Annotated in this window: 27 protein-coding genes and 1 riboswitch; of the genes, 10 read left to right on the top strand and 17 right to left on the bottom strand. The window is 75.2% G+C overall.

Annotation, left to right across the window (positions count from 1 at the left end):
- Positions 1-4: 4 nt before the first annotated feature.
- The 9 genes from V6U88_RS13165 to V6U88_RS13125 form a co-directional block, all read right to left on the bottom strand.
- Positions 5-457 carry a hypothetical protein gene (locus V6U88_RS13165; RefSeq protein WP_334452817.1) on the bottom strand — a complete coding sequence of 151 codons (453 nt, stop codon included), beginning with the start codon at positions 455-457 and terminating at the stop codon, positions 5-7.
- Positions 454-1,389 (bottom strand): hypothetical protein, encoded by a 936-nt coding sequence (locus tag V6U88_RS13160; protein WP_334452815.1) that lies wholly within the window; start codon positions 1,387-1,389, stop codon positions 454-456. The genes V6U88_RS13165 and V6U88_RS13160 overlap by 4 nt, the downstream gene beginning before the upstream one ends.
- Positions 1,386-2,102: a phage tail protein gene (locus tag V6U88_RS13155; RefSeq protein WP_334452813.1), complete on the bottom strand. Its 717-nt coding sequence runs from the start codon at positions 2,100-2,102 to the stop codon at positions 1,386-1,388. The genes V6U88_RS13160 and V6U88_RS13155 overlap by 4 nt, the downstream gene beginning before the upstream one ends.
- Positions 2,083-4,704: a putative baseplate assembly protein gene (locus V6U88_RS13150; RefSeq protein WP_334452811.1), complete on the bottom strand. Its 2,622-nt coding sequence runs from the start codon at positions 4,702-4,704 to the stop codon at positions 2,083-2,085. Before V6U88_RS13150 ends, V6U88_RS13155 begins: the two co-directional genes overlap by 20 nt.
- Positions 4,701-5,159 (bottom strand): GPW/gp25 family protein, encoded by a 459-nt coding sequence (locus V6U88_RS13145; protein ID WP_334452808.1) that lies wholly within the window; start codon positions 5,157-5,159, stop codon positions 4,701-4,703. The genes V6U88_RS13150 and V6U88_RS13145 overlap by 4 nt, the downstream gene beginning before the upstream one ends.
- A complete protein-coding gene (locus V6U88_RS13140) occupies positions 5,156-5,494 on the bottom strand; it encodes a hypothetical protein (RefSeq protein ID WP_334452806.1) in 339 nt (112 codons plus the stop codon). Before V6U88_RS13140 ends, V6U88_RS13145 begins: the two co-directional genes overlap by 4 nt.
- Complete coding sequence (locus tag V6U88_RS13135) at positions 5,494-7,065, bottom strand: phage baseplate assembly protein V (protein ID WP_334452803.1); 1,572 nt, start codon at positions 7,063-7,065, stop codon at positions 5,494-5,496. Before V6U88_RS13135 ends, V6U88_RS13140 begins: the two co-directional genes overlap by 1 nt.
- Positions 7,062-7,814 (bottom strand): CIS tube protein, encoded by a 753-nt coding sequence (locus V6U88_RS13130; RefSeq protein ID WP_334452800.1) that lies wholly within the window; start codon positions 7,812-7,814, stop codon positions 7,062-7,064. The genes V6U88_RS13135 and V6U88_RS13130 overlap by 4 nt, the downstream gene beginning before the upstream one ends.
- Positions 7,815-9,302: 1,488 nt before the next feature.
- The gene (locus tag V6U88_RS13125) at positions 9,303-9,788 is read right to left on the bottom strand and encodes a phage tail protein (RefSeq protein WP_334452798.1); all 486 of its coding nucleotides are present in this window, start codon (positions 9,786-9,788) and stop codon (positions 9,303-9,305) included.
- 89 nt (positions 9,789-9,877) lie between these two features.
- Between V6U88_RS13125 and V6U88_RS13120 the strand changes: the two genes are divergently transcribed.
- Complete coding sequence (locus tag V6U88_RS13120) at positions 9,878-11,107, top strand: RNA-guided endonuclease InsQ/TnpB family protein (protein ID WP_334452795.1); 1,230 nt, start codon at positions 9,878-9,880, stop codon at positions 11,105-11,107.
- A gap of 7 nt (positions 11,108-11,114) precedes the next feature.
- Here V6U88_RS13120 and V6U88_RS13115 read toward each other — a convergent pair whose 3' ends face one another.
- The 5 genes from V6U88_RS13115 to V6U88_RS13095 all read right to left on the bottom strand — a co-directional run bounded on the left by V6U88_RS13115 (position 11,115) and on the right by V6U88_RS13095 (position 14,966).
- Complete coding sequence (locus tag V6U88_RS13115; RefSeq protein WP_334452793.1) at positions 11,115-12,359, bottom strand: phage tail sheath family protein; 1,245 nt, start codon at positions 12,357-12,359, stop codon at positions 11,115-11,117.
- 30 nt (positions 12,360-12,389) lie between these two features.
- The gene (locus tag V6U88_RS13110; protein WP_334452792.1) at positions 12,390-13,085 is read right to left on the bottom strand and encodes a carboxypeptidase-like regulatory domain-containing protein; all 696 of its coding nucleotides are present in this window, start codon (positions 13,083-13,085) and stop codon (positions 12,390-12,392) included.
- Positions 13,082-13,690, bottom strand: coding sequence for a glycine zipper family protein (locus V6U88_RS13105; RefSeq protein WP_334452791.1), 609 nt, complete (start codon positions 13,688-13,690; stop codon positions 13,082-13,084). Before V6U88_RS13105 ends, V6U88_RS13110 begins: the two co-directional genes overlap by 4 nt.
- A 14-nt stretch (positions 13,691-13,704) precedes the next feature.
- On the bottom strand, positions 13,705-14,043 hold the full coding sequence (locus V6U88_RS13100; protein ID WP_334452790.1) for a hypothetical protein: 339 nt from the start codon (positions 14,041-14,043) through the stop codon (positions 13,705-13,707).
- A gap of 113 nt (positions 14,044-14,156) precedes the next feature.
- A complete protein-coding gene (locus V6U88_RS13095) occupies positions 14,157-14,966 on the bottom strand; it encodes an LppM family (lipo)protein (protein ID WP_334452789.1) in 810 nt (269 codons plus the stop codon).
- Positions 14,967-15,279: 313 nt separating this feature from the next.
- Here V6U88_RS13095 and V6U88_RS13090 point away from each other — a divergent pair, with 313 nt between their 5' ends.
- From V6U88_RS13090 to V6U88_RS13080, 3 genes are read left to right on the top strand one after another with little or no spacing between them, the layout of a single operon-like run.
- Entirely contained in the window at positions 15,280-15,759 is a 480-nt protein-coding gene (locus tag V6U88_RS13090) for an RrF2 family transcriptional regulator (protein WP_334452787.1), read from the top strand.
- Positions 15,760-15,788: 29 nt separating this feature from the next.
- The gene (locus tag V6U88_RS13085; protein WP_334452785.1) at positions 15,789-16,265 is read left to right on the top strand and encodes a cupin domain-containing protein; all 477 of its coding nucleotides are present in this window, start codon (positions 15,789-15,791) and stop codon (positions 16,263-16,265) included.
- A gap of 56 nt (positions 16,266-16,321) precedes the next feature.
- Positions 16,322-16,465 (top strand): hypothetical protein, encoded by a 144-nt coding sequence (locus V6U88_RS13080; RefSeq protein ID WP_334452783.1) that lies wholly within the window; start codon positions 16,322-16,324, stop codon positions 16,463-16,465.
- A 52-nt stretch (positions 16,466-16,517) separates the two neighbouring features.
- Here the strand turns inward: V6U88_RS13080 and V6U88_RS13075 are convergent, their stop codons facing one another.
- Positions 16,518-17,711 (bottom strand): FAD-dependent oxidoreductase, encoded by a 1,194-nt coding sequence (locus V6U88_RS13075; protein WP_334452782.1) that lies wholly within the window; start codon positions 17,709-17,711, stop codon positions 16,518-16,520.
- A gap of 35 nt (positions 17,712-17,746) precedes the next feature.
- Between V6U88_RS13075 and V6U88_RS13070 the strand changes: the two genes are divergently transcribed.
- Positions 17,747-18,376, top strand: coding sequence for a TetR/AcrR family transcriptional regulator (locus V6U88_RS13070; RefSeq protein WP_334452781.1), 630 nt, complete (start codon positions 17,747-17,749; stop codon positions 18,374-18,376).
- A gap of 59 nt (positions 18,377-18,435) precedes the next feature.
- On the opposite strand, the gene V6U88_RS13065 is transcribed toward V6U88_RS13070, so the two are convergent.
- Entirely contained in the window at positions 18,436-19,374 is a 939-nt protein-coding gene (locus V6U88_RS13065) for an AraC family transcriptional regulator (protein ID WP_334452780.1), read from the bottom strand.
- 81 nt (positions 19,375-19,455) lie between these two features.
- Here V6U88_RS13065 and V6U88_RS13060 point away from each other — a divergent pair, with 81 nt between their 5' ends.
- The 4 genes from V6U88_RS13060 to V6U88_RS13045 all read left to right on the top strand — a co-directional run bounded on the left by V6U88_RS13060 (position 19,456) and on the right by V6U88_RS13045 (position 23,052).
- Positions 19,456-20,277: an NAD(P)H-binding protein gene (locus V6U88_RS13060; RefSeq protein ID WP_334452779.1), complete on the top strand. Its 822-nt coding sequence runs from the start codon at positions 19,456-19,458 to the stop codon at positions 20,275-20,277.
- A gap of 158 nt (positions 20,278-20,435) precedes the next feature.
- A complete protein-coding gene (locus tag V6U88_RS13055; RefSeq protein WP_334452778.1) occupies positions 20,436-21,647 on the top strand; it encodes an MFS transporter in 1,212 nt (403 codons plus the stop codon).
- Between the two features lie 80 nt (positions 21,648-21,727).
- Complete coding sequence (locus V6U88_RS13050; RefSeq protein ID WP_334452776.1) at positions 21,728-22,624, top strand: aldo/keto reductase; 897 nt, start codon at positions 21,728-21,730, stop codon at positions 22,622-22,624.
- Between the two features lie 92 nt (positions 22,625-22,716).
- A complete protein-coding gene (locus V6U88_RS13045; protein WP_334452773.1) occupies positions 22,717-23,052 on the top strand; it encodes a hypothetical protein in 336 nt (111 codons plus the stop codon).
- A 4-nt stretch (positions 23,053-23,056) separates the two neighbouring features.
- On the opposite strand, the gene V6U88_RS13040 is transcribed toward V6U88_RS13045, so the two are convergent.
- Positions 23,057-23,686 carry an MBL fold metallo-hydrolase gene (locus tag V6U88_RS13040; protein WP_334452770.1) on the bottom strand — a complete coding sequence of 210 codons (630 nt, stop codon included), beginning with the start codon at positions 23,684-23,686 and terminating at the stop codon, positions 23,057-23,059.
- A 429-nt stretch (positions 23,687-24,115) separates the two neighbouring features.
- Positions 24,116-24,245: riboswitch (cobalamin riboswitch) on the top strand.
- A 46-nt stretch (positions 24,246-24,291) separates the two neighbouring features.
- Between V6U88_RS13040 and V6U88_RS13035 the strand changes: the two genes are divergently transcribed.
- Positions 24,292-24,441 carry a hypothetical protein gene (locus V6U88_RS13035; RefSeq protein ID WP_334452768.1) on the top strand — a complete coding sequence of 50 codons (150 nt, stop codon included), beginning with the start codon at positions 24,292-24,294 and terminating at the stop codon, positions 24,439-24,441.
- The last annotated feature ends 52 nt before the right edge of the window (positions 24,442-24,493 follow it).

Genomic DNA, 24,493 nt, shown 5'->3' with positions numbered 1-24,493 from the left:
CGGGTCAGGATCCGATGGTGATCGCGCACGCCGCACCTCCCGCACAGCCGACGGTGATCTCGGTGGGCCGGTCGACGGCGACTTTCGCCACGGCCTTGCCGTCCTCGCCCGGCTGCACCTCGTCGTCCACCGTGAAGCCGGCGTCGCGGGGCGCCGGGGCGGTGACCCGGAACCGGGCGGGGCTACGCAGCACCAGGGTGCGCAGCCCGTCCGGGTCGTCGACCCGCAGCACGCAGTCGCCGACCACGGTGAGGGTGTCCGCGGTGCGGTCGCAGCCGGCCCGCACTGTGGCCGGGTCGACCGTGGCGCTGTCGCCGAACAGCCCGCCCAGCCAGCGGACGGCGCCGTCGTCGTCCGGGTCGCCCCGGTCGCCGCGGCCCGCGCCGACGGCCACCACGAAGAGCACCACCAGCAGGACGCCCAGGCCCACCAGCAGCAGCTTGCGCTTCCCGCTCATCGCCGGGCCGCCGCCGCCCCGCCGACCTCGGTGAACCGGATCTGGTCGACCCCGGCGAAGTACCGGTCGAAGGCCTGCGTCTTGCTGACCGCCACCAGGGTCACCCGGTGCGCCCCCTTGCCGAGCCGCAGCGTGCCGACGTCCTCGAAGTCGGTGCGGACCACCTTGGGGGTGAAGCCGAGGAAGGTCCCGCCGACCTGGACGCCGTCGATCTGGAAGATGGTGTTGGCGTAGTCGAACGAGGTGGTGCGGGCGGCGGAGAACCGCCACACGGCGTCCTTCGGCAGGTCCACGGTCATCGTGACCTGGTCGCCGACCGCCAGGCCCTGGAAGAACAGCTGCCGGTCCTGCGACCAGGTGACCCCGCAGCAGTTCGGCTGGACCACCACCTTCGCCGCGCTGCCGGTGGGTGACTCCACCTTCGCCTGCGGCACTAGGCTTTCCGCCTCCAGGGTGACCACCTGCGGCTCCCCGGGGGCGGGCGCGTCCTCCGGCCGGGTCACCAGCCAGCCCACCACCGCCCCGACCAGCACCACCAGCGCCACCGCCGCGGCGATCCACGGCCAGGGAGCGCGCCGCGGCGGGGCGACGGCGCGGACCTCGTACGTCACCCGGCCGCTGGAGCGGGAGCTTTCCTCGGGCGCGGTGTTCGCCGAGTACGCGAACCCGGTCATGTCGTAGCGGCGGGGCGCGGTGCCGGGCGGCACGGCGAGGCGGACCAGGAAGGAGACCGACCCCTGGCCGGGCACCACCCGCTGCGGCTCGGCGACGGTGAACCAGGACCGCTGGCTGCCCTCCCCGGGGGCGACGTCGAAGACCACGGTGTCCGGGGCCGCGCCGGGGTTGGAGACGGTGAAGGTGAGTTCGCCGTGGTTGCCGGTGTCGAGGGTGAACTGCTCGGCGGCGGCGACGACGGCCCATTCGGTGGTCATGACGGCTCCTCTGCGGACGGTCCCGGAGGTGGAAGGGTGCGTGGGGGCGGAACGGAGGCCCGGCCGACCGCCGGCCCGGTGGGCAGCGGCGGCGGGTCGACGGGCGGATCGAGATCGGCCGGGTGGCCGGGCGCCGGGTCGACGGGCGGATCGGGGTCGGCCGGGTGGCCGGGTTCCGGGTGGGCCGGCGGGTCGGCCGGGTCGGCGTCGCCGAGCAGGACGACCTCGGCGGTCACCGCGGCCGGCTTCTCCGCCGCCACGATCCGGTTGATCACGGCGAGCAGCCCGGCGGCGGCCGGCGGCACCCGGACCACCAGGTGGAACGGCCGGTCGACCGGTTCGTCCAGGACGAACCCGGTGACCCCGGTGGCCAGGTCCAGGGCGGTCCGCATCCCGTACGGGGTGCCCCGCCACCGGGCCAGGTGCGCGCCGTGCGCCACCAGGTCCCGCAGCCGTCCCACCGGCAGCTCGGGTGGCGCGTCCGGGCGGGGCGAGGCCAGCACGTGGTCCATCGCCACCCACCGGGTCAGGTACGCGACGAAGCCGTCCGGTGCCCGGTACGGGCCGAACAGCGCGTCGACGTCGGCGAGCACCGCCTCGTCCGGGGCGTGCAGCGCCTCCATCACCTCCAGCAGCGCGAACAGCACGCTGCCGGGGACGCTGGCCCGCTGGTACGCGGCGGGCAGCAACCGCTCAATCGCCGCTCGGCGCATCCTGCCGCACCACCTCGATGTCGTGCTCGCCGGAGCAGAGCAGCCAGGTGTCGGGGACGGTCACCACGTCGGCGGTGGCCTGGTTGGCGCTGGGCGTCCAGTCGGCGGCGTCGCCGCTGCGGTACACCCCGCGTTCGCCGCCGGCGAGGATCAGCCGGTCGGTCCCGCCGGTGGCGGCGATCGCGTCGACCGGTACGAAGCGGGACCGGTCGCGCAGCGGCAGGCCGCAGTTGACCATCACCGGCTGCCACTGCGGCTGCGCGGCCAGGGTGTCCAGCCGGACCACCCCGCCGCTCTGCGTGGCGGCCAGCGCCAGGGTGCCGGCGAAGGCCAGGTCGCGGCAGGTGCCGCCGATCCAGCCGGCCTGCACCGACTGCCACTTCACGTCCGACTCGAACAGCCGGGTGCGGTGGCAGCCCTGGCCGGGTTTCTTCGGGTCCGGCTCGCCGGCGCCCGCCCAGAGCAGGGTGGCCGGGCCGTCGTACTGCACGGCGAGGACCCGGTTGTCCACGTTGGCCAGGCCCACGTGCGCGAAGCTGCCCGGGCGGCCGGCGGCGGTGGAGAGGTAGACGCCGAAACCGGCCTGCGCGGCGACCGCCACCCCCGGCGCGCCCCGCTCGGAGACGAAGGCGCGCACGGCGTAGAAGCCCCGGTCGGCGTCGGCCGGGTCGACCAGGATCTGCAACGGCACCGAGCCGGGCAGCAGGGAGACCTCGTACAGGCCGGTGTCGGTGGCCAGCAGCAGCGCCCCCGCGCCGTCCCGGTCGATCCAGGCCACGTCGGAGATGCGGGAGTCCAGGTCGGTCAGGAGCGACCAGTTCTCGCCGAGGTCGGTGCTCAGGTGCACCCGGGAGCCACCCGCGGCCCGCACCGTCACCGCCGCCACCGAGCCGGGGCGGGCGGTCACGCCGGGGCGTACCGGGGCGGGGGCGGGACACACCCGCACCACCGTCTCGCCCTCGAAACGGCCGGCCGGCTCCCAGCCCGCACCGGCGTTGGTGGAGCGGAACAGCACCTCGCCCCGCCCGGCGTACCAGGTGCGGGCCTGGTACTGGTCGACGGCGAGGCTGCGTACCTCGGCGTCGGGGGCCTCGTCGACCTCGAAGCGCACCGACTCCACGTAGCGCACGCCCGGCTCGGCGTGCTCCAGCATCCGGTACACGTTGGAGGCGCGCAGCGGTTCGCCGAACGCCCACCCGGCCGGGTTCAGCGCGGTGGGCAGCGGGCTGAGCGTCTGGTGCAGCCGGTCGTGGATGCGCCGCCGCACCGCCTCGGCGTCCTCCTCCCGGCGCACCACCACCCGGGCCCGGATGGAGACCGCCTTGTACCGGGCCCAGCCGGCCCGGCAGCTCGTCCCGAGCGCGCGACGGCGGTCCAGGTCCGCCTCGACCCGGCGGCGCGCCTCCTCCACCTCGTGCTCGCGCAGCACCGACACCGGCAGCCGCCCGCCGGGCCGGGCCTCGTCCGGCACGTACGGCACCAGCACCACCTCGACCTCGCCGGGGCGGGCGAAGCTGTAGACCGCCGCCCGGGTGAACGCGCGGGCCCGGGCCACCGCCCCGGCGCCGGCGGCGAGGATCTCGAAGTCCCGGGCGGTCACCGCCCGCTGCTGGGCGAAGAACTCGTACGGCCCGCGCACCAGCGCCGAGTCCAGCGTCTCCATGTCCCGCCCGCCGCCGGCCGGCTCCGGGTTCTCCGCCCGTACCCCGGGCAGCGGGTCGCGCAGGCTGGTCAGCGTGCCGGCGGCGACGTTGCCGGTGCGCCCGCCGCCGGCCCGGTACCAGAGTCGGACGCCCGCCCCGGCCGGCGGCACCGCGGCCACCGTCACGAGCCCGGAGCCGGCCGCCCCGGTCGCCGCCGCCCCGGCCGGGCCGTCGCCGGGCGGGCGCAGATCCAGCGCGGGGGCGAAGGTGACCACCCCGGAGCAGCGGTCCACCAGGTACACCTTGGCCTGCGGGCCGACGCCGGCGAAGCTGTCCACCGGCCGCCAGATCTCGTACGTGCGCCCCTCGTGCTCCCGGGCGGCCGCGCCCAGCTCCACCGAACCGGGCGGCACCTCCACCCCGAGCAGCAGGTCCAGCGGCTCCGCCGTCCGCGCCAGCGGCGCCCGGGCGGCGCGCAGCACCTGCCCCGGCTGGCCGGTGCCGGTGCCGAGCAGCTCCGCCTCGACCGGCTCGCAGTGGTGCATCCGCACCGTCACCTCGGCCTGCCCGGCGGCCAGCGCCGCCGGCTCGGTGGTGACGAAGACGACCGGTCGCGGGTCGGCGCCCCGGGCCGCGGCGACCCGGGTGCCGGCGGGGATGCGCACCGCGCCGTGGTCACCGCCGGTGCGGGTGAAGCGCACGTCCGCCCAGGCCGCCGACGGGGCGTGCCGGGCCACCCCGAGCAGGTTCAGGAACTGCACGTACGCCTTCTCCGGCAGCTGGTTCAGCCGGTAGATCATCACCTCGGTGAGGTGCGCGAAGGCCTCCACCAGGGCGATTCCCGGGTCGTGCGCGGACAGGTCCGTCCAGGCCGGGCAGGACTGCCGGATCCGCTCCCGGGCCTCGGCGACGAGGTCGAGGAAGGCGCGGTCGTCGAGGTGCGGCACGGGCAGCGTCATGACGGGTCTCCCTCGGCGTGGTCGTGGGCCGGCCCGGCGGTCTCCTCGTCGTCGGGGAGCAGGTCGACGGAGAAGACCAGCTGGCCGGGGGAGAGGCTGGCCCGGACCCGGTAGTCGAGCCGGATCACCAGCCGCCACTCCTCGTCCGGGTCCGGCCCGGCGTCGACGTCGATCACCTCGACCCGCGGCTCCCAGCGGCGGATCGCCTGGCGTACGTAGTGGATGGCCAGGCCGGCGGTGGTGTCGTCGTTGGGCGCGAAGACCAGCCGGTGCAGCCGGGAGCCGTACCCGGGGCGCATCAGCCGCTCGCCGGGGGTGGTGGAGAGCAGCAGGTACAGCGCCTGGCGTACCGTCTCGTCGCCCTCGGTCATCGCGAGGCCGCCGGCGGCGGTCAACGCCAGGCCACCGGTGCGGCCGGCGTCGAAGCCGGCGCCCACGAAGCGGAAGGCCCTCATCGGTCCGCCTCCACCAGGGACTGCCGCGGGTCGCGAACGGTGTGGTGGACCAGGCCCGGCGGGGTGCCGTCGGTGAGCCCGTCCAGGTGCGACAGGACGATCCGGTGCCCGTCGACGCGCAGCCAGTCGCTGTAGCCGACCCGCACCGGCAGCGTCTTCGCGCACGGCTTGATCGTCGGCCCGTAGTTCGGGCAGGCCACGATGTCCCGCCCCTGCGGGTCGTCGTCGACCAGCACCGGTACGCCGGTGACGGTCACCCAGCGCTGCGACGCCCGGTTGGTCACCCGCCCGTCGTGGTCGCAGGTGATCACGGACTCCAGGTGGATCCAGCGCATCAGCCGCCTCCTGAACTCTGCCGGGCGAGCGCGGCGGCCCGCTCCCGCGCCGTCGGCGCGTCCTCGGTCGTGTCGGCGTGCAGGAAGTCGACGCTGCGGGCCCGCACCACCATCGCCTTCCCGGGCGCGGAGAGCACCAGGTCGGTGGCGGCGTGCAGGGTGGCCAGCTCCGGGGTCAGTTCCAGGAAGCTGCCGGCGTCGGTGGCGAGCCGCAGGCTGCGGGCCGCGTCGTCCACCACGATCGTCTGGCCGCTGCCGGTGCGCACCGACCACCGGCCGGACCGCCCGTCGGCGATGCCCGCGTCGTACGGCTCGACCCCGCCGAAGAGCGAGCCGAGGACGATCCCGGAGGCCGGTTCGCCCCCGGGCAACGCCACCAGCACGGTGTCGTCCGGGTCGGGCAGCGCCACGATGCCCTTGCCGGCCCCGGCACCGGGGCAGAGCACGGCCAGCCAGCCCGCGTCGAGGTCCCCGTAGGCGGGAAGGCTGAGCCGGACCCGGCCGAGCCGGTCCGGGTCGTCCACGTCGGTGACCGTCCCGAGGGTGACCACCGCACCGGCGGCCGGGGCGGGCGCGGGCGGGGCCGGCGGGGCGGTGGTGAACCGGGTCAGGTGACCGTTGGCGTCGATGGTGTGCACCACCTCGGTCAGCACGTACACCCCGGCCACCGGGTCGGCGACCCCGGCCAGCTCCACGCGACGGCCGGGGCGCAGCGCCGGGTCGCCCTCGGCGACCCCCTCGGCGGTGACCAGCGCGGCCACCCGGGCGTCCAGTCCGGCCTGGGCGATCGCGGCCAGCTCGTCGTCGCTGCGGCCGGGCTGGTCCACCGCCGTGCGCACCCCGTCCGCGCCGACGACGGCCGGGTCCGGGTCGAGCGGGATGCGCCGGCCGGTGCGCGCCACGTCGGCCCGCTGGCTGATCGGCTCGGCCCGCTGCGGATGCCAGCCCAGCGCCGCGCTCTCTCCGGCGGCCCGGTCCAGGTTGGCCGCGATCCGTACCGAGTGCAGGGTCCGGCCGAGGGTCAGCGGCACCGGTTCGCCGTGACCGTCCAGGGTGACCAGCCGCAGCCGGTCGGAATCGTCGGCGAGGTGCAACCCGGCCCGGCAGGCGACCTCCAGCAGCAGGTCCAGGTCGCTGTGCCGGTGCTGGAGCACCCGCTCCAGGCGCGGGCCGTCGTCCTCGGCGTCGACGTCGAGCCCCACCTCGGCGCAGAGGTCGCGGGCCAGGTCGGCGGCGGTGACCGACTCGAAGACCCGCAGCTGCTGCCGCTTGCGCAGCCGGTGCAGCGGTTGGTAGGCGCGCAGCCGGACCAGGGCGGCGCCGTCGGCGGCGTACTCCGCCTCGACGCAGGTCACCTCCCCGGAGAAGAGGGCGGCGTCGGCCAGCCGGACGTCGAGCGACGCGCCGGTCGGCACCGCCGGGCCGAGGTCCAGCGCGGCGGGGCCGGGGCCGGCGGCGTAGCCGACCTCGCACTGGGTCGGCTGGTCCAGCCGGGCGGCGACCCGCACCGACCGGAGCCGGCGTGCGTCCAGCGGTACGCCATCGAGCAGCACGGTCGGCCAGGCGGTCACGGGGTACCTCCCGGCGGGGCGGGGGTGGCCGGGGTGGCGGTGGGCGGGGGCACCGCGAGGGCGGTGCCGGCCGGGACGGTCAGCGGGTCGGTGATCCGGTTGTGCTCGGCGAGCAGCCGCCAGCGCAGCGGCGAGCCGAGCGCGTCGTGGGCGAGCAGGTCGAAGCGGACCCCGGAGTACCCGGGCACGGCGGAGCCGTCCCCGGCGGCCACCACCGCCGAGCCGGGCGCGGCGGTGGGGGTGGTGGCGGCGGCCAGTTCCGCGTCGAAGCCCTCCTGGGCCTCGTCGGCGGACTCCGCCACCCGGACCAGCTTCAGCCGCAGCCAGGACCGCCGCGGCGAGCCGGTGAGGGTGAACGCGTCGAACCGTTCGGCGATCGCGACGATGACGCCGGGCACGTTCCAGGTCTTGCCCCAGACCAGCCGGACCAGCGGCGGACGTAACCAGCCGTGCGCGGTGGCGGAGTTCTCGGCCAGCATCCACAGCGGACGGGTGAGGGCGCGCACGTCCTCCGGGCGGGCCGGCGCGTCCACCAGGTCGGTGTCGAAGAGCAGGTCGAGGACCAGCTCGGTGCGGCCGCCGCCGGTGAAGACCAGCGGGTCGTCGGCGAGGCCGGCCCCGGTGAGCTGCCCGTCGCCGACCCCGCGCGGGCGTACCCCGGCCAGCCGGGTCACCTGCACGGTCTCCGGGTTGAGCAGGCAGTCCACCCGCGCCCCGGACTCGTCGACCAGGAAGGCCACCCGTTCCATCAGGCCCCCCGCTGCTCGTGGTCGAGGCGGCGCAGCCGCTCACCGTCCTGGGCGTCGGGGGCCGGTCGCCACGCCGGGTCGTCGGGCAGCGCGGGCCACGGATCGGCGGCCCACCGTCCGGCCCGGCCCGCCGTGGTCGCTCCCGTCGGGGGTACGCCTCCAGCGCCGCCGCCCGCCGGCTCGTCCGGCAGGACCGGCCACGGGTCGGGTGCCGGGGTGGGCGTGACGGCGTCGGGCCGGCCCTGGCCGGGTCGGGTCGCGGTCCGTGCTTCGGCGGACCAGGATCGGCTGTCGAAGCTGGTGGGTGCGGTGGCGTGTTCGGCCGTCCGGGCGGGGGCATCCGGATCGGCCCCGCGCGCCCGGCCCGCGTCGAGGTCGGCCCGGAGTCCGGTGACCGGCCGCGCTCCCGTCGGGACGGAGCAGGGGGCGGGGATGCGGAGGGCACCGACGTCATCCCGGCCGGTGGCGCCCGGTCGATGCGCGTCGGTGGTGGTGCGCGCCCGGCCATCGGCTGTCGTGCCCGCGAAGGATGCGGTCGCCGGGAGCTGGCCGCTGGTCGACCCGGACTGGTCTACCCCGTCGACGCGAGGCTCACCGGGACCGGCGGGCGACGACGCGTTCCGGTGCCGGCGGGCGTCGCGGTCGACCGGCCCGGGGTGGGACAGGTCGCCGAATCCTGCGGCGGAGGGGCCGGGAACCGCCGGACGGATCCACCAGGCTGTCGGCTCCGGGTGAATGCCGGCGCCATGCCGCGGGGACCGGTCGATGTCGTCGGCCGGCTGGCCGGCCCGTTGCCCGGCCTGTCCGGAGCTCTGGTGCCCTGGCCGCCCGGGCCGGGAACGTGCGGGCGGTGATCCCGACCGGGAGTCCGGCGCTGCGGCTTCCCACCGGCCGTTCGGGTCGGGGACGCCGGGCAAACCGCCATCGGGCGGAGAACTCGGCCCTGCTGTGCCGTTGACTCCGTCGGGCCAGTTGCCCGCAGTTGCGGCGGGTTGGGGACGGGGGTCCGCGTCGGAGTCGCCGGCCCGCGAGCCCGCGCCCGTGCCGGGGCCGCCGGGCCGGGAGCCCACCCCCGCGCCGGGGTCGCCAGGTCTGCCTGTGCCCCGGGCACCAGGCCACGAGCCGGCGGCCGGTCTCGGCGGCACCGGGCCGGTCGGCGGCAGCGTCGGCGTACCGGAGCTGGCGGGGGGCCGGTTGCCCCGTATCCCGTCGGCGGGCCCGCCCCGGGGGTCGCGCGGATTCGTCGGCGGCTTGGCATTCGGCAGGGTGTCCGGATCGATGTCCAGGCCGCGCAGCAGGCCGGGGGCGTAGGCGGCGACCAGGCGCAGCCAGTGCTCCGGCGGCTGGCCCGGCCGGCGCGGCATCTCCCGCGTCGCCTCGGCCGGCGGCAGGGCCGGCGTCGTCCCGGCCGGCGTTCCACCGGCGATCGGGTCGGGAGCTGACCGCTCGACCGCGTCGGCGGCGTCCCGGAGCCGCCGGGCCAGCCAACTACGCGGTCCTGGGCGCGGCGGCGGCACTGCCCGACTCCAGCTCTAGGCCCTCGTACGCCAGGGTGAGCGCCTCGATGGCGATCTCCTGGGAGAGGGTGTGCAGGTGCGCGCCCCGCCACCGCATCGGCCACGCGTTGATCATGTTCCAGCGCAGCGCCTCGCTGGTGCCGGCGGCGTCGAGCAGCACCACCGAGACGTTGCGGCGGTTCACCGTCCCCCGGGCCGCGGCCTGCACCCAGTCCCACAGCTCGCGGGAGGAGGTGAGCCCGAAGTGCAGGGTCACCGGGGCGTAGTCGACCTGGCAGGGCACGGCCCGGATCCGGTCGTTGCCGGCCTCCCGGTACGCCCGCCGGGCGATCGTCACCTCCAGGCCGCTGACCTCGGTGAAATGCCCGTTGGTGATGCCGTTGATGAGCAGCTTGAAGTTGTAGGCCCGGTACGGGTCGACCGGTGCGCCCGGTTGCGGCGTGGCTTGGGTGGTCATCGGATTCGCGGCGTGGCTACGCCCGTCTTCAGGCGGGTGAGGAAACGCCGCTCCCCCCTTTCGCGGAAGTGTCGTACCCGGTTGGCAGCATGCGCGGCACGGGTGCGGTGGTGAAGCGGGCTTTCAAGTACCGCTTCTATCCGACGGAGGTGCAGGCAGCGGAGTTGTCGCGCACGTTCGGCTGCGTGCGACTGGTCTACAACAAGGCCCTCTACGCGCGGACCCACGCCTACGCCACGCAGCGTCGACACATCACCTATGGACAAACCTCGGCGATGCTCACCGAGTGGAAACGCGACCCCGATCTGGCGTTCCTGAGTGAGGTGTCGTCGGTTCCGTTGCAGCAGACCCTGCGTCACCTGCAGGCCGCGTTCGCGGCGTTCTTCGCCAAGCAAGCCGAGTATCCGCGGTTCAAGTCCAAGAAGCGGTCGCGGGCGTCGGCGGAGTACACCCGATCGGCGTTCCGCTGGCGCGACGGACAGCTGTGGCTGGCCAAGATGAATCAGCCCCTGAATATCGTGTGGTCTCGGCCGCTGCCCGCCGGTGCCGAGCCCTCCACGGTCACGGTGTCGCGCGACCCGGCGGGTCGCTGGCATGTGGCAATCCTGGTCGAAACGGCCGTCGACACCATGCCGCAAACTGAGGCCGCAGTTGGCGTGGACGCGGGGATCACCTCCCTGGTGACCTTGTCGACGGGGGAGAAGATCACCAAGCCCCGGCATGAACGGACCGACCGGCGCAAACTCGCCAAGGCCCAGCAGGCTGTGTCCCGCAAGCAAAAGGGCTCCGCCAACCGAACCAGGGCCAAGCTCAAGGTGGCTCGGATCCATGCGAGGATCGCCGACCGGCGCAGGGATCACCTGCACAAGCTGACCACCCGACTCGTCCGCGACAACCAAACGGTCGTGATCGAAGACCTCAGCGTGCGCACCATGATCCGCAACCACAGCCTCGCCCGCGCCATCTCGGACGCGGCCTGGTCCACCCTGCGCACCATGCTGGAGTACAAAACCCGCTGGTACGGCCGGAACCTGATCGTGATCGACCGCTGGTTTCCGTCGTCGAAGCGGTGCTCGGCCTGCGACAGGCTGGCCGAATCGATGCCGCTTGACGTACGGGAGTGGATCTGCCCCTGTGGGGCGATCCACGACCGTGACCTGAATGCGGCGAAGAACATCCTGGCCGCCGGGCTGGCGGACAGCAACGCCTGTGGAGTCGATGTAAGACCTCAAGGGAGTTCTCCCTACGGGCGGTCGATGGTGGAGCAGGAAATCTCGCAGGCGACTGCGAGAATTCCCGCCCTTCAGGGCGGCGGATGATGTCAAGTCAGCCTCCGATCGTCTCGGTTTCGGTGCCACCGGCCCACTGGCTCAGCTTGAACACCACGAACTCCGCGGGCTTGACCACCGCGATGCCGATGTGGGCGACCACCATGCCGGCGTCGCGGACGTCGGCCGGGTTGGTCTCCTCGTCGCACTTGACGAAGAACGCCTCCTCGGGCGTCCGCCCCAGCAGGGCGCCGTCGCGCCAGACCCGGGTGAGGAAGGCGCCGATGTCGCGCCGGATGGAGCGCCACAGCGAGAAGTCGTTCGGCTCGAAGACCATCCACCGGGTGCCGTTGGCGATCGCCTGCTCGATGGAGATGGAGAGCCGCCGCACGTTGAGGTAGCGCCACTCGCTGGCCTCGGCGGCGAGCGTACGGGCGCCCCACACTCGGATGCCCTCGCCGGCGAAGTAGCGGATCACGTTGACGCCCTTGGGGTTGAGCACGTCGTGCTCCGGGCGGGTGACCAGGTACTCCAGGTCTACCGCCCCGCGTACCGGCTCGTTGGCCGGTGCCTTGTGCACCCCGCGCAGCCCGTCGGTGCGCGCCCAGATGCCGGCCATGTGGCCGCTGGGCGGGGTGAGCACCAGCTCGCCGCTGAGCGGGTCGCGCACCCGCAGCCAGGGGAAGTAGCAGGTGCCGAAGTCCGACTGCCGGGGCCGGTACGCGGTGGTGCCGCCGCCGTCGTCGTCCTCGGCCGGCTTCGCCGTACCCTCGGCGGGTTTGGCGTCGGCGGCGCGGGAGGCGCGGGCGGAGCTCGGGGTGGCGACCCGGGTCAGCGCCGAGATGTCCTCGATCCCCGGGGGTGGGTCGCAGATCGCCACCATGGTGCGCAGTCGCTCGGCCATGCTCAGCAGCGCCTCGTGCGAGACCGGGTCGTGGAAGCCGGGGGCGGCGAGGATGCTGACCTCGTCCACGGCCTCCAGCAGTTGCAGGCCGGCGCGGCGCTGGCCGCCGCCGGTGAGCTGGCCGCCCTCGCCGACGTTGACCACCCAGCACCGGGTGCCGCCGTTGTCGAGGAAGCCGAAGACGGCGCGGGCCAGCGGGGTGCTCTCCGGGCGCTCGCCGGCGGCGTAGAGCCGCAGGAACTCCGACCAGCTGTTCACCGGCATCGCCCGGTCCACGTGGGCGCCGCGGTCGGGGGCGACCCCGACGAACGCGGCGGTGCTCATGCCGACCGGTCCGATCGGGTGGGCCCCGCTCGGCACCTCCTCGACGTAGATGCCGGGGGAGAAGTAGTTGGGCATCGGTCCTCCTGGTGCGCGGGGTGGTCCGGGTCAGCGGGCCGGGGGTTCGCAGACGATGACGAGGTCGACCTCGGCCGGGTCGACCTCGGCGGTCAGGGTGTGGCCGCGGCCGACCAGGCGCAGCCGGACCGGTCCGGGTTGCTCCGGGTCGTCCGGGACGCCGGTGAGCCGGAACCGGCCGGCCGGGTCGGTGTGGGTGGCGTGCCCGGTGCCGACCAGCTCGACCCGCATCGCGGCGAGGGGCTGTTCCTGCGGGCCGACAACCCGGCCGTCGAGGGTGCGCATCGGCAGCTGCCGCAGCCGCAGCGGGCGCAGCACCGGCGGCGCCGCCGGCAGCGGGCGGGCCACCTGCGCGGGCACGTCGATCAGCAGCGCCGGCCGGGGCGGCACGCCGAACGCCCGCCACAGGGCGGGGTCGCCGGCCTCCAGCAGCACCTCCGGCTCGCCGTCGACGACGGCGGCGGCGAGCACCCGGTCCAGCCGGGGCAGCGCCGCCGGGCCGCCGGCGCAGAGCAGGTAGCGCACCGTGAAGCGGTACGGCTCCCGGTTGCCCGTGCCGCGGGTCTGCCGGCCGGGCCGCAGTTCCAGCGGCCAGAGGGTCAGCCCGTCGGCGGGTCCGCCGTCGGCGGGCGGGCCGACCGGGACGACCTCGCCCGCCGCCGTGGCCAGCCACGCCGCCAGGTCGGCGGTGGCCGCCTCGACCGGTCCACGCCCGTCGTCGGTCATCGCGGCGGGGTCCCCTGGATCCGGTACGCGATGGCCTCGTTCCACACGTGCGGGTAGACGCCGATCTCGAAGTACCGGGTGAAGCGGTTGATTGGCGCGTTGGTGTGGTCGTGCCAGAGCAACCACACCGGGGCGATGGTGAAGAGCACGTAGTTGAGCAGGACCAGCGGGATGTAGAGCGGGCCGAGCAGCCGGCCCTGGAAGATGTGCACGTCCTCGTGCCGCTGGATGCCGGGGCTGGAGCCGGCGCAGACCGTGCCGATGGTGGTGGCGTACCGCGGGGAGACGCCCTCCACGACGTTGACCCGGCAGCTGTGCTGCGAGGTGGTCCGGTCCAACTGGTGGCCGAAGATCAGGTGTACGGCGAGGTAGACCGCGCCGACGGCGGTGTTCAGCAGGCTCCAGGTGTGGTCCACCACGAAGAGCCAGACGCCGCGGGCGTCCGAGCCGTACACCCGGGCCGAGGCGACCGCCCAGCCGAACGGGCCGCCGACGAGCAGCCCGGCGACCGCGCCGATCAGCAGGCCGAGGGTGCCGCCGGCCCAGCCGCCGAGCGCGGCGCCGAGGACGATGTGGACGGCGGCGCTGATGATTCCGAAGACCATGACGCTCACCTCTCTCAGACCCAGGAACGGATGTAGCGGGGCTCGCCACCGCCCTGGGCGATCCGGCCGGGCGTCGCCTGCCGGTTGCCCGGGGGCAGCTGGTTGATGCCGAGGGCGGCGGAGAAGATGATCAGCCCGTTGAAGAACGCGATGATCCACTTCTCGGCCCCGGCGTCCGCGGCGAACGCCGCGGTCAGGTAGGACAGCGCCAGGGCGACGCCCAGGGCGATCCACTTGCGGGCCTTGTCGCCCGCGGGTCCGAGCAGGCCGCCGACGACGTTGGCGGTCAGCAGGGTGGCGGCGCTCGCGCCGGTGAGGCTGCCGAGGGCGGCCCAGGTGAAGAGATCGTTCACGGCGATCTCCCTTCGGGTGGTGCCGGGAGGGGGTGTGGTGGTGGTGAGGTGCGGCGGCGGGCGAGGCGGACCGGGCCCGACCGCCCGGGTGGTGGCGCGATCCGACCCCGGGGTCAGACCGGCCCCGGATGCTGCGCCGGTGGCGTCGCGGCCGGCGTGCCGGGCGTAGCCGACGGCGTTGCGACGGCGGTCCCGGGACGGCGGCGCCGGCGCAGCAGCAGGACGGCGACGACCGCGCCGGCCAGGAGCAGGACGAGCACGGCCCCGACGACCAGGAGCCAGGGGAACGAGCCGGCCGAGTCACCGCCGGTGGCGGCGGCCCCCGAGGCGGACGGCGAGGGCTTCGGCGGCGCCTCGGCCACCGCCCGCAGCTCGGTCGGCTTGTCGCGGTTGGCGCCGACCTTCCAGGTGACCGAGCGGCCGGTGACCGTGCCGTTGGTGTCGAGCACGCGACCGGGGAAGGTCACGGAAATCTCGAACGACATCAACTGCATGAACGCGGCCTGGTTCCGGGGGTCCTGCTCGGCCACTTTCCCGCCGTATTTCTTCGGATCGAGCGGGAGGTTGAATCGGTAGAGATCGCCGTCCCGGGCCAGTTTCACGCTCTCGCTGCTGAATTCCTTCAGCGGCGTGCGGCGGTAGGTGATCTGGGAACCGTAGTAGCGCTCGTCCTCGTAGACGCGTTCCTCGCCCGCCGGCAGGGCGGGGATGTTCTGCCGCAGCTCGGCGAAGCCGACCTGCACCGTCCTGTTGTTGCTGGTCAACACCCGCTTCTCGGCGGTCAGCAGCAGTTGCCCGTCGATCGTGTCGTCGGCGTTGACGGTGAGGCCGATGTTGAGCTGCATGCACCCGGTGAGCAGCGCCACCAGGGCGAGACACACCGCCAGGCGGAATGCCCTGCCGCGGTCGAGTCCCGTATTCATGCCAGCAGTGTGTGTGATCGCCCTCACTGTCCGCAGTCAGCGATCAGTCACAACGGTGTCACCGATCTTACCGGCCCGCTCTCCCTTTCGGCTGACGCCGGAAATGGGCGCGATCGATATTCTGAAGGGTTGGCCGGACGCAATTCCGACGCTCCGCCTCGGGGAGGGCGGTGACGGAATTCGGCCAGGGTGGACGGTGCCCGCGACGCGCCGCCGGCCGACGGGCCGACAGACGGCGGGCCGGCATCGGCGCCCGGCCCGTGCGAAACGCTTGCCGAGCAGATCCTGGACACGTAGTGTCCAGAATATGAAGATGGCCGAGGGCGTCGAGTGGGCGCTGCACAGCTGCCTCAACATGACCTGGCTGGAGCCGGGACGGGCGGTGTCGGCCGCCCGGCTGGCCGCGTTCTACGGGCTGCCCACGGCGTACCTCAACAAGCAGTTGCAGGCCCTGGTGCGGGCCGGGATCCTCCGGTCCGTCTCCGGCCCGCGCGGCGGGTTCCGACTGGCCCGCGCCCCCGAGGAGATCACCCTGCTCGACGTGGTGACCGCCATCGAGGGGGCGGAGGAGGCGTTCCGCTGCGCGCAGATCCTCCGCCAGGGGCCGGGGGGCCGCGCCGACGTCGACTACCGGCAGGCCTGCCTGATCTCCCAGGCGATGCGCCGCGCCGACCTGGCCTGGCGGCGGGAGCTGGCCGGGCAGACCCTCGCGCAGCTGCGGGAGGCGGTCGGCGACCGCTACCCGGACACCCCGCGGAACACCCGTGAGCGCCTCGTCGCGCCCCCGTCCTGACCATCGTCCCCCAACGGAAGGCGAGCACCATGACCACGGCACCCCTGCACGTCCGCGCCGACGACGCCACCGTCCTCGCCGACGGCCCGACCAGCCTGATCACCCTGCTCGGCGACGCCGGCGAGACCGGCGGCGCGCTCACCGCCAACCGGGCCACCCTGCACACCGGCTCGCCCGGCGCCCCACCGCACCTGCACACCCGCGCCGCCGAGACGTTCTTCGTCCTCGACGGGGTCCTCGACGTGCTGGTGGCCAACGAGATCCGCACCCTGCGCCGCGGCGACTTCCTGCTCGTCCCCGCGCACACCCCGCACGCCTTCGCCCCGGCCCGCGGCGAGTCCGCCGACGTGCTGGTGGTCTTCACCCCCGGCATCGACCGGTTCGACTACTACCGGCTCCTCGAGCGCGTGTACCGGGGCGAGGCCGATCCGGCCGAGATCGCCGCCAGCGGACAGCGCTACGACAACCACTACGTCGACAGTCCGCTGTGGCGCGATCGCCCCTGACCGCGCCGCCCGCCGGGCCCGGCCGCCGTGGCGGGCCCGGCGCCTAGGCTGACCGGGTGCGTCTCGTCGCCTGCGTGCTGCTCGTCGACCCGCCCGGCGAGGTGCTCGACGGTCGCCCGTACACCCCCGGCACCGTCGAAGTGCTGACCCACTTCCTGGCCTCGCCCGAATACACTGGCCTGGCCGTCGCTGGTCGCTGACCGCCGGGCCCGGTTCAGGCCGCCGGGTCGGTCGAGGCCGGAACCGGCCCGCTCAGTCGCGTGGCGGGTGCCAGTCGGCGTACCGGGCCGCCTGGCGCAGCGCGACGCGGGACGGGGTGAGCCGGATCAGGGTGTCGCGGAGCGCGACCGCGACCGGGTGGTGCAGCTGCTGGCCGAAGCGGCCGGCCCGGGCCGAGGCCCGGGCCACCGACTGGCTGCGCGGGCGACGTTCCCGGTCGTAGCGGGCGAGCGCGGCGTCCAGATGCGCCGGGCCGTCGGCGCAGGCCACACCGAGGGTGACCGCGTCCTCGATCGCCTGGCAGGCGCCCTGACCCAGGTAGGGGGTCATCGCGTGCGCCGCGTCGCCCAGCAGCGCCACCCGACCGCACGCGTAGGACGGCAGTGGCGTGCCCAGGTGGTGCAGGTCGTGCCGCAGCACCTGCTCGGGCCGGGTGGCGGCGAGCAGCGCCGGGACCGGGTGGTGCCAGTCGCCGAAGCGCTCCCGCACGGCGGCCAGCTCGTCGGGCGCCCGCCCGCCGGGTGGGGCGGTGACCGCGGCGTACCAGTAGACGTGGTCGGCGCCGAGCGGGACCATGCCGAACTCGGCGCCCGGACCCCAGCTCACCGCGGTCGGCAGCGGGTCGGCCCAGCGGATCGCCGCCCGCCACGCCGTCGTCCCGGCGTACGTGGGCCCGGGCTGCTCCGGCCAGAGCCGGGAGCGCACGGCCGAGCGCAGCCCGTCGGCGCCCACCACCAGGTCGGCGGCGAGCTCGGCGGGCTCGCCGCGCCAGCGGTGCTGCACCCGGGCGCCGTCCGGGCCGGTCGTCATGTCGACCACCTCGGCGTCGGTGCGCAGCGCGGACGGCGGCAGGGCGTCGCGCAGGACGCCGTGCAGGCTGCCCCGGTGGACGCCGAGCGCGGCGGTGCCGAGCTGCCGGGTCAGGTCCGCGCCGTCGACCCGGGACAGCCAGCGCCCGCTCCGGGTGCGCAGCCCGCCGGGCGCCTCGGCCCGGCCGTGCGCGCGGACGGCCGCGCCGACGCCGAGCGCGTCCAGCCCGCGCAGCGCGTTGGACATCAGGGTCAGCCCGGCGCCCACCTCGCGCAGCTCCGGCGCGCGTTCGAGCACGGTGACCCGCCAGCCCGCCCGGTGCAGGGCGAGGGCGGCGGCCAGCCCGCCGATGCCGCCGCCGACCACCACCGCGTGTCCGTCCATCCCGACCGCCCTTCTACAGCTGTAGAAGTTCATACTACAGCTGTAGAACGACGACGAGGAGGCCCGGAATGAGCGGTCGGTCCGCGCGGGTGGCGGCGTTGGCCGACGCGGCGATCGCGCTGCTCGCCGAGGGCGGGATGCGGGCGTTGACCCACCGGGCCGTCGACGCCCGGGCCGGGGTGCCGGTCGGCACCACGTCGGCGTACCTGCGGACCCGGCAGGCGCTGATCGAGGCGGTGGTGCGCCGCCTGGTCGACCTGGACCAGGCGGACCTGGCCGACCGGGAGCTGCCCACCGAGGCGCCGCCCCCCGGGCCGCCGCCCCGGCTCACCCCGGCCGACCTCGACCGGCTCGCCGAGGCCACGGCGCAGGTGCTGGACCGCTGGCTCACCACCGGCCGGGACCGCAGCCTGGCCCGCTACGCCTGCCTGCTGGAAGCCGTCCACCGGCCCGAGCTGCGCCGGATCCTGGCGCACGGCACGGTGCTGCGCGAGCAGGCCCGGGCGCTGCTGGCCGGCGCCGGGGCGGCCGACCCGCGGCGGCAGGGCGACCAGTTCGTCGCCTTCGTCGACGGGCTGCTCTTCGACCGCCTCGTCGGCGCCGGCGCGCTCAGCGCGCCGCCGCCCGGCAGCCCGGAGAGCCGCGAGGACCTGCGCGCCGCCGTGCGCGCCCTGCTCCGCGCCTTCACCGGCGCCTGACCCGTGCCGTGCGAACGACGCCCGGTCCGACCGGCCGTGTCGTCAGCGGATCACGGTGGTCAGCCGGTCGGGGTGCGGGTCCGGTGGTCGCGGGGGCTGATGCCGCGTACCCGGCGGAAGGCGGTGCTCAGCGCGAACGGGCTGCCGTAGCCGACCCGGCGGGCGACCGCGCCGAGCGTGGCGTCCGGCTCGCGCAGCAGGTCCGCCGCGAGGCTCAGCCGCCAGCCGGTCAGGTACGCCATCGGCGGCTCACCGACCAGCTCGGTGAAACGGCGGGCCAGCGCGGCCCGGGACACCCCGACCTCGGCGGCCAGCGACGCCACCGTCCAGGGGCGCGCCGGATCGGCACGCAGCAGGCGCAGGGCCGGCCCGACCACCGGATCGGCCGCCGCCGCGTACCAGGAGGGGGTCGTGTCGGGCCGGTCGAACCAGGTCCGCAGGACGGCGATCAGCAGCAGGTCGAGCAGCCGGTCCAGGACGGCCTCCTGCCCGGGGGAGTCCCGCACCACCTCCTCGGCGAGCAGCCCGACCAGCGGGCTGTGCCACTCGTCGGCGCGGACCACCAGCAGCGCGGGCAGGGCGGCGAGCAGCCGCCGGTTGACCTCGGCCGGCAACTGGTACGTCCCGGTCAGCAGCGCCGTTCCGCCCGGCGTCCCGGTGCCCCAGGTGCGCACCCCCGCCGCCGGGGCGGTGGTGAACGGCTCGCCGCGCAGGGTGGTGCACCGCTGGCCCGAGTGGATGACCACCTGCGGCGCGGTGGCCGGGTCGTCGGCGACGGTGTACGCGTCCGGGCCGCGCAGCACCGCCACGTCCCCGGGGCGCAACAGCTCGGCCGGGCTGGCGTCGGGCACCACCCAGGCGGTGCCGCGCACCACGGCCACCACGGTCAGCGGGGCACGGTCCTCGATGCGCAGCGCGAACGGCGGGTCGAGCAGGGAGCGGAGCAGGAAGGCGCCCCGGGCGCGGGGGCCGTCGAGCAGACCGGTCAGCGGATCCACAGCGGCGATCGTAGACGCGCGCGTATGCCTGCACGACGGCGAACCATTCAACGTCTCACCGCCGATCGGTTGACTGTCCCCATGACGGAAAACCTGACCACCCTCGTCCTCGGCGGCACCGGCAAGACCGGCCGGCGGGTCGCCCGGCGGCTCACCGCGCTCGGCGTACCCACCCGGATCGGCTCGCGCGCCGGCACGCCCCCCTTCGACTGGACCGACCCGGACACCTGGGCCCCGGCGCTGCGCGGCGTTGGCGCGGTCTACCTCGCGTACCAGCCGGACCTGGCCGCGCCCGGCGCCGTCGAGGCGGTGGGCGACCTCGCCCGGCTGGCCGTCGCGCACGGCGTGCGGCGGCTGGTGCTGCTCTCCGGGCGGGGCGAGCCCGAGGCGGCCGAGGCCGAGCGGGCCGTCGCGGCGAGCGGGCTCGACCCCACCGTGCTGCGGGCCAGCTGGTTCGCCCAGAACTTCAGCGAGGGACACCTGGTGGAACCGCTGCGCGCCGGCGTGCTCGCGCTGCCCGTCGGCGACGTGCCGGAGCCCTTCGTCGACGCCGACGACATCGCCGAGGTCGCCGTCGCCGCCCTGACCACCGACCGGCACGCCGGCCGGACGTACGAGCTGACCGGCCCCCGGCTGCTGACCTTCGCCGAGGCGGTGGCCGAGATCGCCACGGCCGCCGGCCGTCCCGTCCGCTTCGTCCCGGTCACCAGCGCCGCGTACGCGGCCGAGCTGACCGCCGCGGGCGTCGGTCCGGGGGAGGTGGCGCTGCTGACGTACCTGTTCACCGAGGTCCTCGACGGCCGCAACGCCCGGTTGGACGACGGCGTCCAGCGGGTGCTGGGCCGGCCGCCGCGCGACTTCCGGGCGTACGCGGCGCAGGCGGCCGGGGCCTGGCGGCCCTGACCCGCCGCCGCGACGGCGGAGGGTACGCGGCGGTGCCGGGCCGGGTCGACGAGCCCGCGCTCCGACCAGCATGTGGTAAGGAGCGCATCGCGCTTGTGGTCGTGACGATTCCGGTGTGTGATCGACGGCGAAACGTCGTAGCACCGGAAGGACCGCACGTGAGCCCACTCGTCACCGCGCCGAGCCCCGCCGTACCCGGGCGGGTGCTGGCCGCCCGCACCGGCGTCGCGGTGGTCTTCGCCCTCAACGGCCTCGCCGTCGCGTCCTGGTTCTCCCGGGTCCCGGCGGTCCGCGAGGCCCTCGGGCTCAGCGCCGGCCGGCTCGGCCTGCTGCTGCTGGCCATGTCCGGCGGCGCGGTGCTGGCCCTGACCACCGCCGGGCTGGTGACCCAGCGCCTCGGCGCGGCCCGCACGGTGGTGGCGTCCACCGTGCTGGTGGCGATCGGGATGGCCGGGGTGGGGGTGGCGACCGGCGTGTTCGGCTCGCTTCCCGGGGTCGCGGTCGGCCTGTTCGCCCTCGGCTACGGCTCCGGCACCTGCGACGTGGCGATGAACGTCGAGGGCGCCGCGGTCGAGAAGCGGCTGGGACGCACGATCATGCCGCGCTTCCACGCCGCCTGGAGTCTCGGCTCGGTGGCCGGCGCCGCCATCGGCGCCGGCGCCGCCCGCCTCGCAGTGCCGATCGACGCGCACCTGGCGGTGCTGGCGGCGGTCGTGCTCAGCGGCACCCTGCTCGGTGCCCGGGCGTTCCTGCCCGCCCAGCCCACCGGTGAGTCCGCCGCCTCCCGGCGCGGTGGCCTGCTCGCCGCCTGGCGGGAGCCGCGCACCCTGCTCCTCGGCCTGCTGGTGCTGGTGATGGCGTTCGCCGAGGGCAGCGCCAACGACTGGCTCGCGGTCGCCTTCGTCGACGGGTACGGCACGAGCGAGGCCGTCGGCGCCGCCGTCTTCGCGGTCTTCGTCACCGGTATGACGATCGGCCGGACCGTCGGCACCGTGGCCCTCGACCGCTGGGGGCGGGTGCCGGTCCTGGTGACCACCATCCTGCTCGCCGCGTTCGGCGCGGCGGTGGCGGTGCTGGCCGGCTCCGGGCCGGTCGCGATCGCCGGCGTGGCGCTCTGGGGGCTCGGCGCCTCGCTGGGCTTCCCGGTGGGGATGAGCGCCGCCGCCGACGACGAGGAGCGGGCGCCGGCGCGGGTCAGTGTGGTCGCGGTGCTGGGCTACACGTCGTTCCTCGCCGGGCCGCCCCTGCTCGGCCTGCTCGGCGACCGGGTCGGCATCCTGCACGCGCTGCTGGTGGTGCCGCTGCTGCTGCTGCCGACCCTGGCGCTGGTGCCGGTGACCCGGCCGCCGGCGCACCCCGCCAGCAGATAAAACCTAACAGCGGGCGGCCGCGGGCGGTATCGGGTGCGCGGCCGAGTGCGCCGCGTAGCCGTGCTGGCTAGGGTCGCCGGATGCCTACCGACAAGATCACCGCGACCGCCGCGGGCAACTGGACCCTGGGCGACCGCACCGTGCGCCGGATGGGGTTCGGCTCCATGCGGACCACGGTCGACCCCGACCCCGACCGCGCCGTCCGGGTGCTGCGCCGCGCCGTGGAACTGGGCGTGAACCACATCGACACCGCCGCCTTCTACGTCTCGCCCGGCGGGACCCTGAACGTCGGCACCGGCCCCGCCCGGTACGCCACCGAGCTGATCCGCGCCGCGCTCGCCCCGTACCCGGAGGACCTGGTGATCACCACCAAGGTCGGTTTCGCATACGATCCGGCGACCGGACTGCGTGAGGACGTCACGCCGGCCGGGCTGCGCGCCCAGGTGGAGGAGAACCTGCGCCGGCTCGGCCGCGACCACCTCGACGTGGTGAACCTGCGGATCGTCAAGCGGCCCGGGCGGGACTCGGTCGCGGAGTCCTTCGGCGTGCTGGCCGAGCTGCGCGACGCCGGGCTGATCCGCCACCTCGGGCTCTCCAACGTCCGCCTCGACCACCTCGACGAGGCGCAGGCCGTCGCCCCGGTGGTCTGCGTGCAGAACAGCTACGCCGTCGACAACCGGGGCGACCAGGACGCCCTGCTGCGCGAGTGCGGGGCGCGTGGGGTGGCGTACGTGCCGTTCTTCGCCCTCGCCGGCACCCGGCGGGAGGCCGGCGCGGCGGCCGAGCACGCCGCCGCCGTCCACGAGATCGCGCGGGCCCACGGCGTCACCCCGCACCAGGTCCGCCTCGCCTGGACCCTGCACCAGGGGCCGCACGTGCTGGCCATTCCCGGCACCGGCGACGAGGCGCACCTGGCGCAGAACGTCGCGGCCGGGGCGCTGTGGCTCTCCGCCGGGGAGTTGGCCGCGCTCGGCTGAGCACCCACGGTCAGGTCACTGTCACCGTCCTCGCAGCGGACTGCCAGGTCAGGGTGCTCCACTGGAGAGAAGCCGAGGAGAGGAGCGGGCAGATGGGCTGGTTCAGCCGGCGGTCCCGGACCGCCGTCCCCACCCCGACCAAGCTGGACCGGGAGGCCACCCGCGAGGACCTGACCGCGCTGGAGCAGTTCGTGACGAGCCGGCACGGCGTGGAGTTCTACCTGGAGCCGGAGACCACCGCCACCGACACCACCGTGGTGGCGATCGCCCACGACGGCGAGTGGATCCGCCGCCGCACCGGCACGCCCCAGGCGGCGGCGAAGCTGGCCGGCCGGCACGCCGTGCCGCTCTACGAGGCGATGAAGACCGGGTACCCGGAGCGGATGCGGGTCTGGAACCGGGCCCACCCGGAACGCCGGATGCGCTGACCGCTCACCCCTGCACGGCGGCGCGGGCCTCGTCGAGGGTCATCGGGTCGGCGTGGCTGGAGACGTACCAGTGGTAGCGGTCGTCGAGCAGCCGGCGGACCAGCGCCAGGTCGGGGCCGTCGCCCTCCTGCCGCAGGTGCGCCGGCGGCGGGTAGAAGCAGTCGCCGAGCAGCATGACCGCCGAGTCCGGCACCAGCACCACCGTCGAGTCGGGGGCGTGCCGGCCGCCGACGTGACGCAGCCGCACGCCGGTGGGCAGCTCCAGCTCGTCGGTGAAGGTGCGGGTGGGTGGCAGTACCGCGAAGCCGTCCCAGGAGTCCATGGCCAGGGCGCGGGCCCGGAAGCTGGGGCCCAGGCGCGGCTCGGCGCGGACCTGCTCGCGCAGGTAGCGATGGCTCCACGGGCGGGCCGCCTCGGCGCGCAGCAGTCGCTCCCCGGCGAGGTGGCCGACGATCTGGACGCCCGGCCAGGCGCAGGCGCCCCACACGTGGTCCCAGTGGTGGTGGGTGTAGACCAGCCAGCGCGGCTCGGGCAGCCCCGCCGCCGTCACGGCGGCGCGGATCTCCCGGGCGTGGCCCGGGCTGTGCCCGGCGTCGACCAGCACGCTGCCGCGCTCGTCGGTGATCAACGCCACGCTCGGCCGGATGGCCTCCGGGTCGGGATCGCCCGGGTAGAGCCAGACCCGCCCGGCGAGGTGGTGGAACGTGGGCTCGGTGATGGCTGGAGTCCTTTCCCGATCGATCGTCGACTCTCCGGCCGGCGGGACCGATCGTAGGCGTTCGGTCCCCGGCCGATGGCCCCGCCGTCGACGCTGACCGGCGGATACCTGCCCGTGGCGTCCCCTTTGCTCTGCTGCCGCCCCGGCGACGGTTAAGCGCTTCCGGTGTCGCCTCCGGGGCAGCAGAGCAAAGGGTGCGCGGCATCGAGGTCGGACATTGTCCGACGTGCGGGAAAGGGCGCCGATGATCGCCGGGTGTCGATGGGCTGGTGCCCTCGGCGTGGCCCGGGGCGGCGTTGACCGGGCGCCGAGGGGTGTGGCAGCATTCGCGGCCTGACGGCAGTGAAGGAAGCCGGTGCGATTCCGGCGCGGTCCCGCCACTGTCACCGGGGAGCGATCCCCCCTCGCGAGTCACGGCCGTGTTCCTGCGGTTGGAAGGCCGGGGGAGAGCGTTGATCCGGAAGCCAGGATACTTCGGCCGTCGGAGTGACCCCAGGGCGTGGACACCCGAGGAGGACCCGATGACGCGCAGCGTCCCCACCGTCGACGAGCTCCGTCGTACCCGTTCCGGGCGCGGTGTCGCGCCCCTGCCCGGCCGTGCCGTCGCGCCGGCCACCGGCCCGGACGCCCCGTCCGGCGCCCGCGCCCTGCGTTCCGCCGTTCACCGCTGACCTCCGCACCGTGCCGCCCACCGGTCCACCGCCGGTGATCCGCCGGGCGGCT

This window comes from Micromonospora sp. CPCC 205739, assembly GCF_036906795.1.
Lineage (GTDB): Bacteria > Actinomycetota > Actinomycetes > Mycobacteriales > Micromonosporaceae > Micromonospora.
Note: the sequence above shows the minus strand (reverse complement) of the source record. Positions and strands in the feature narration are given on the sequence as shown.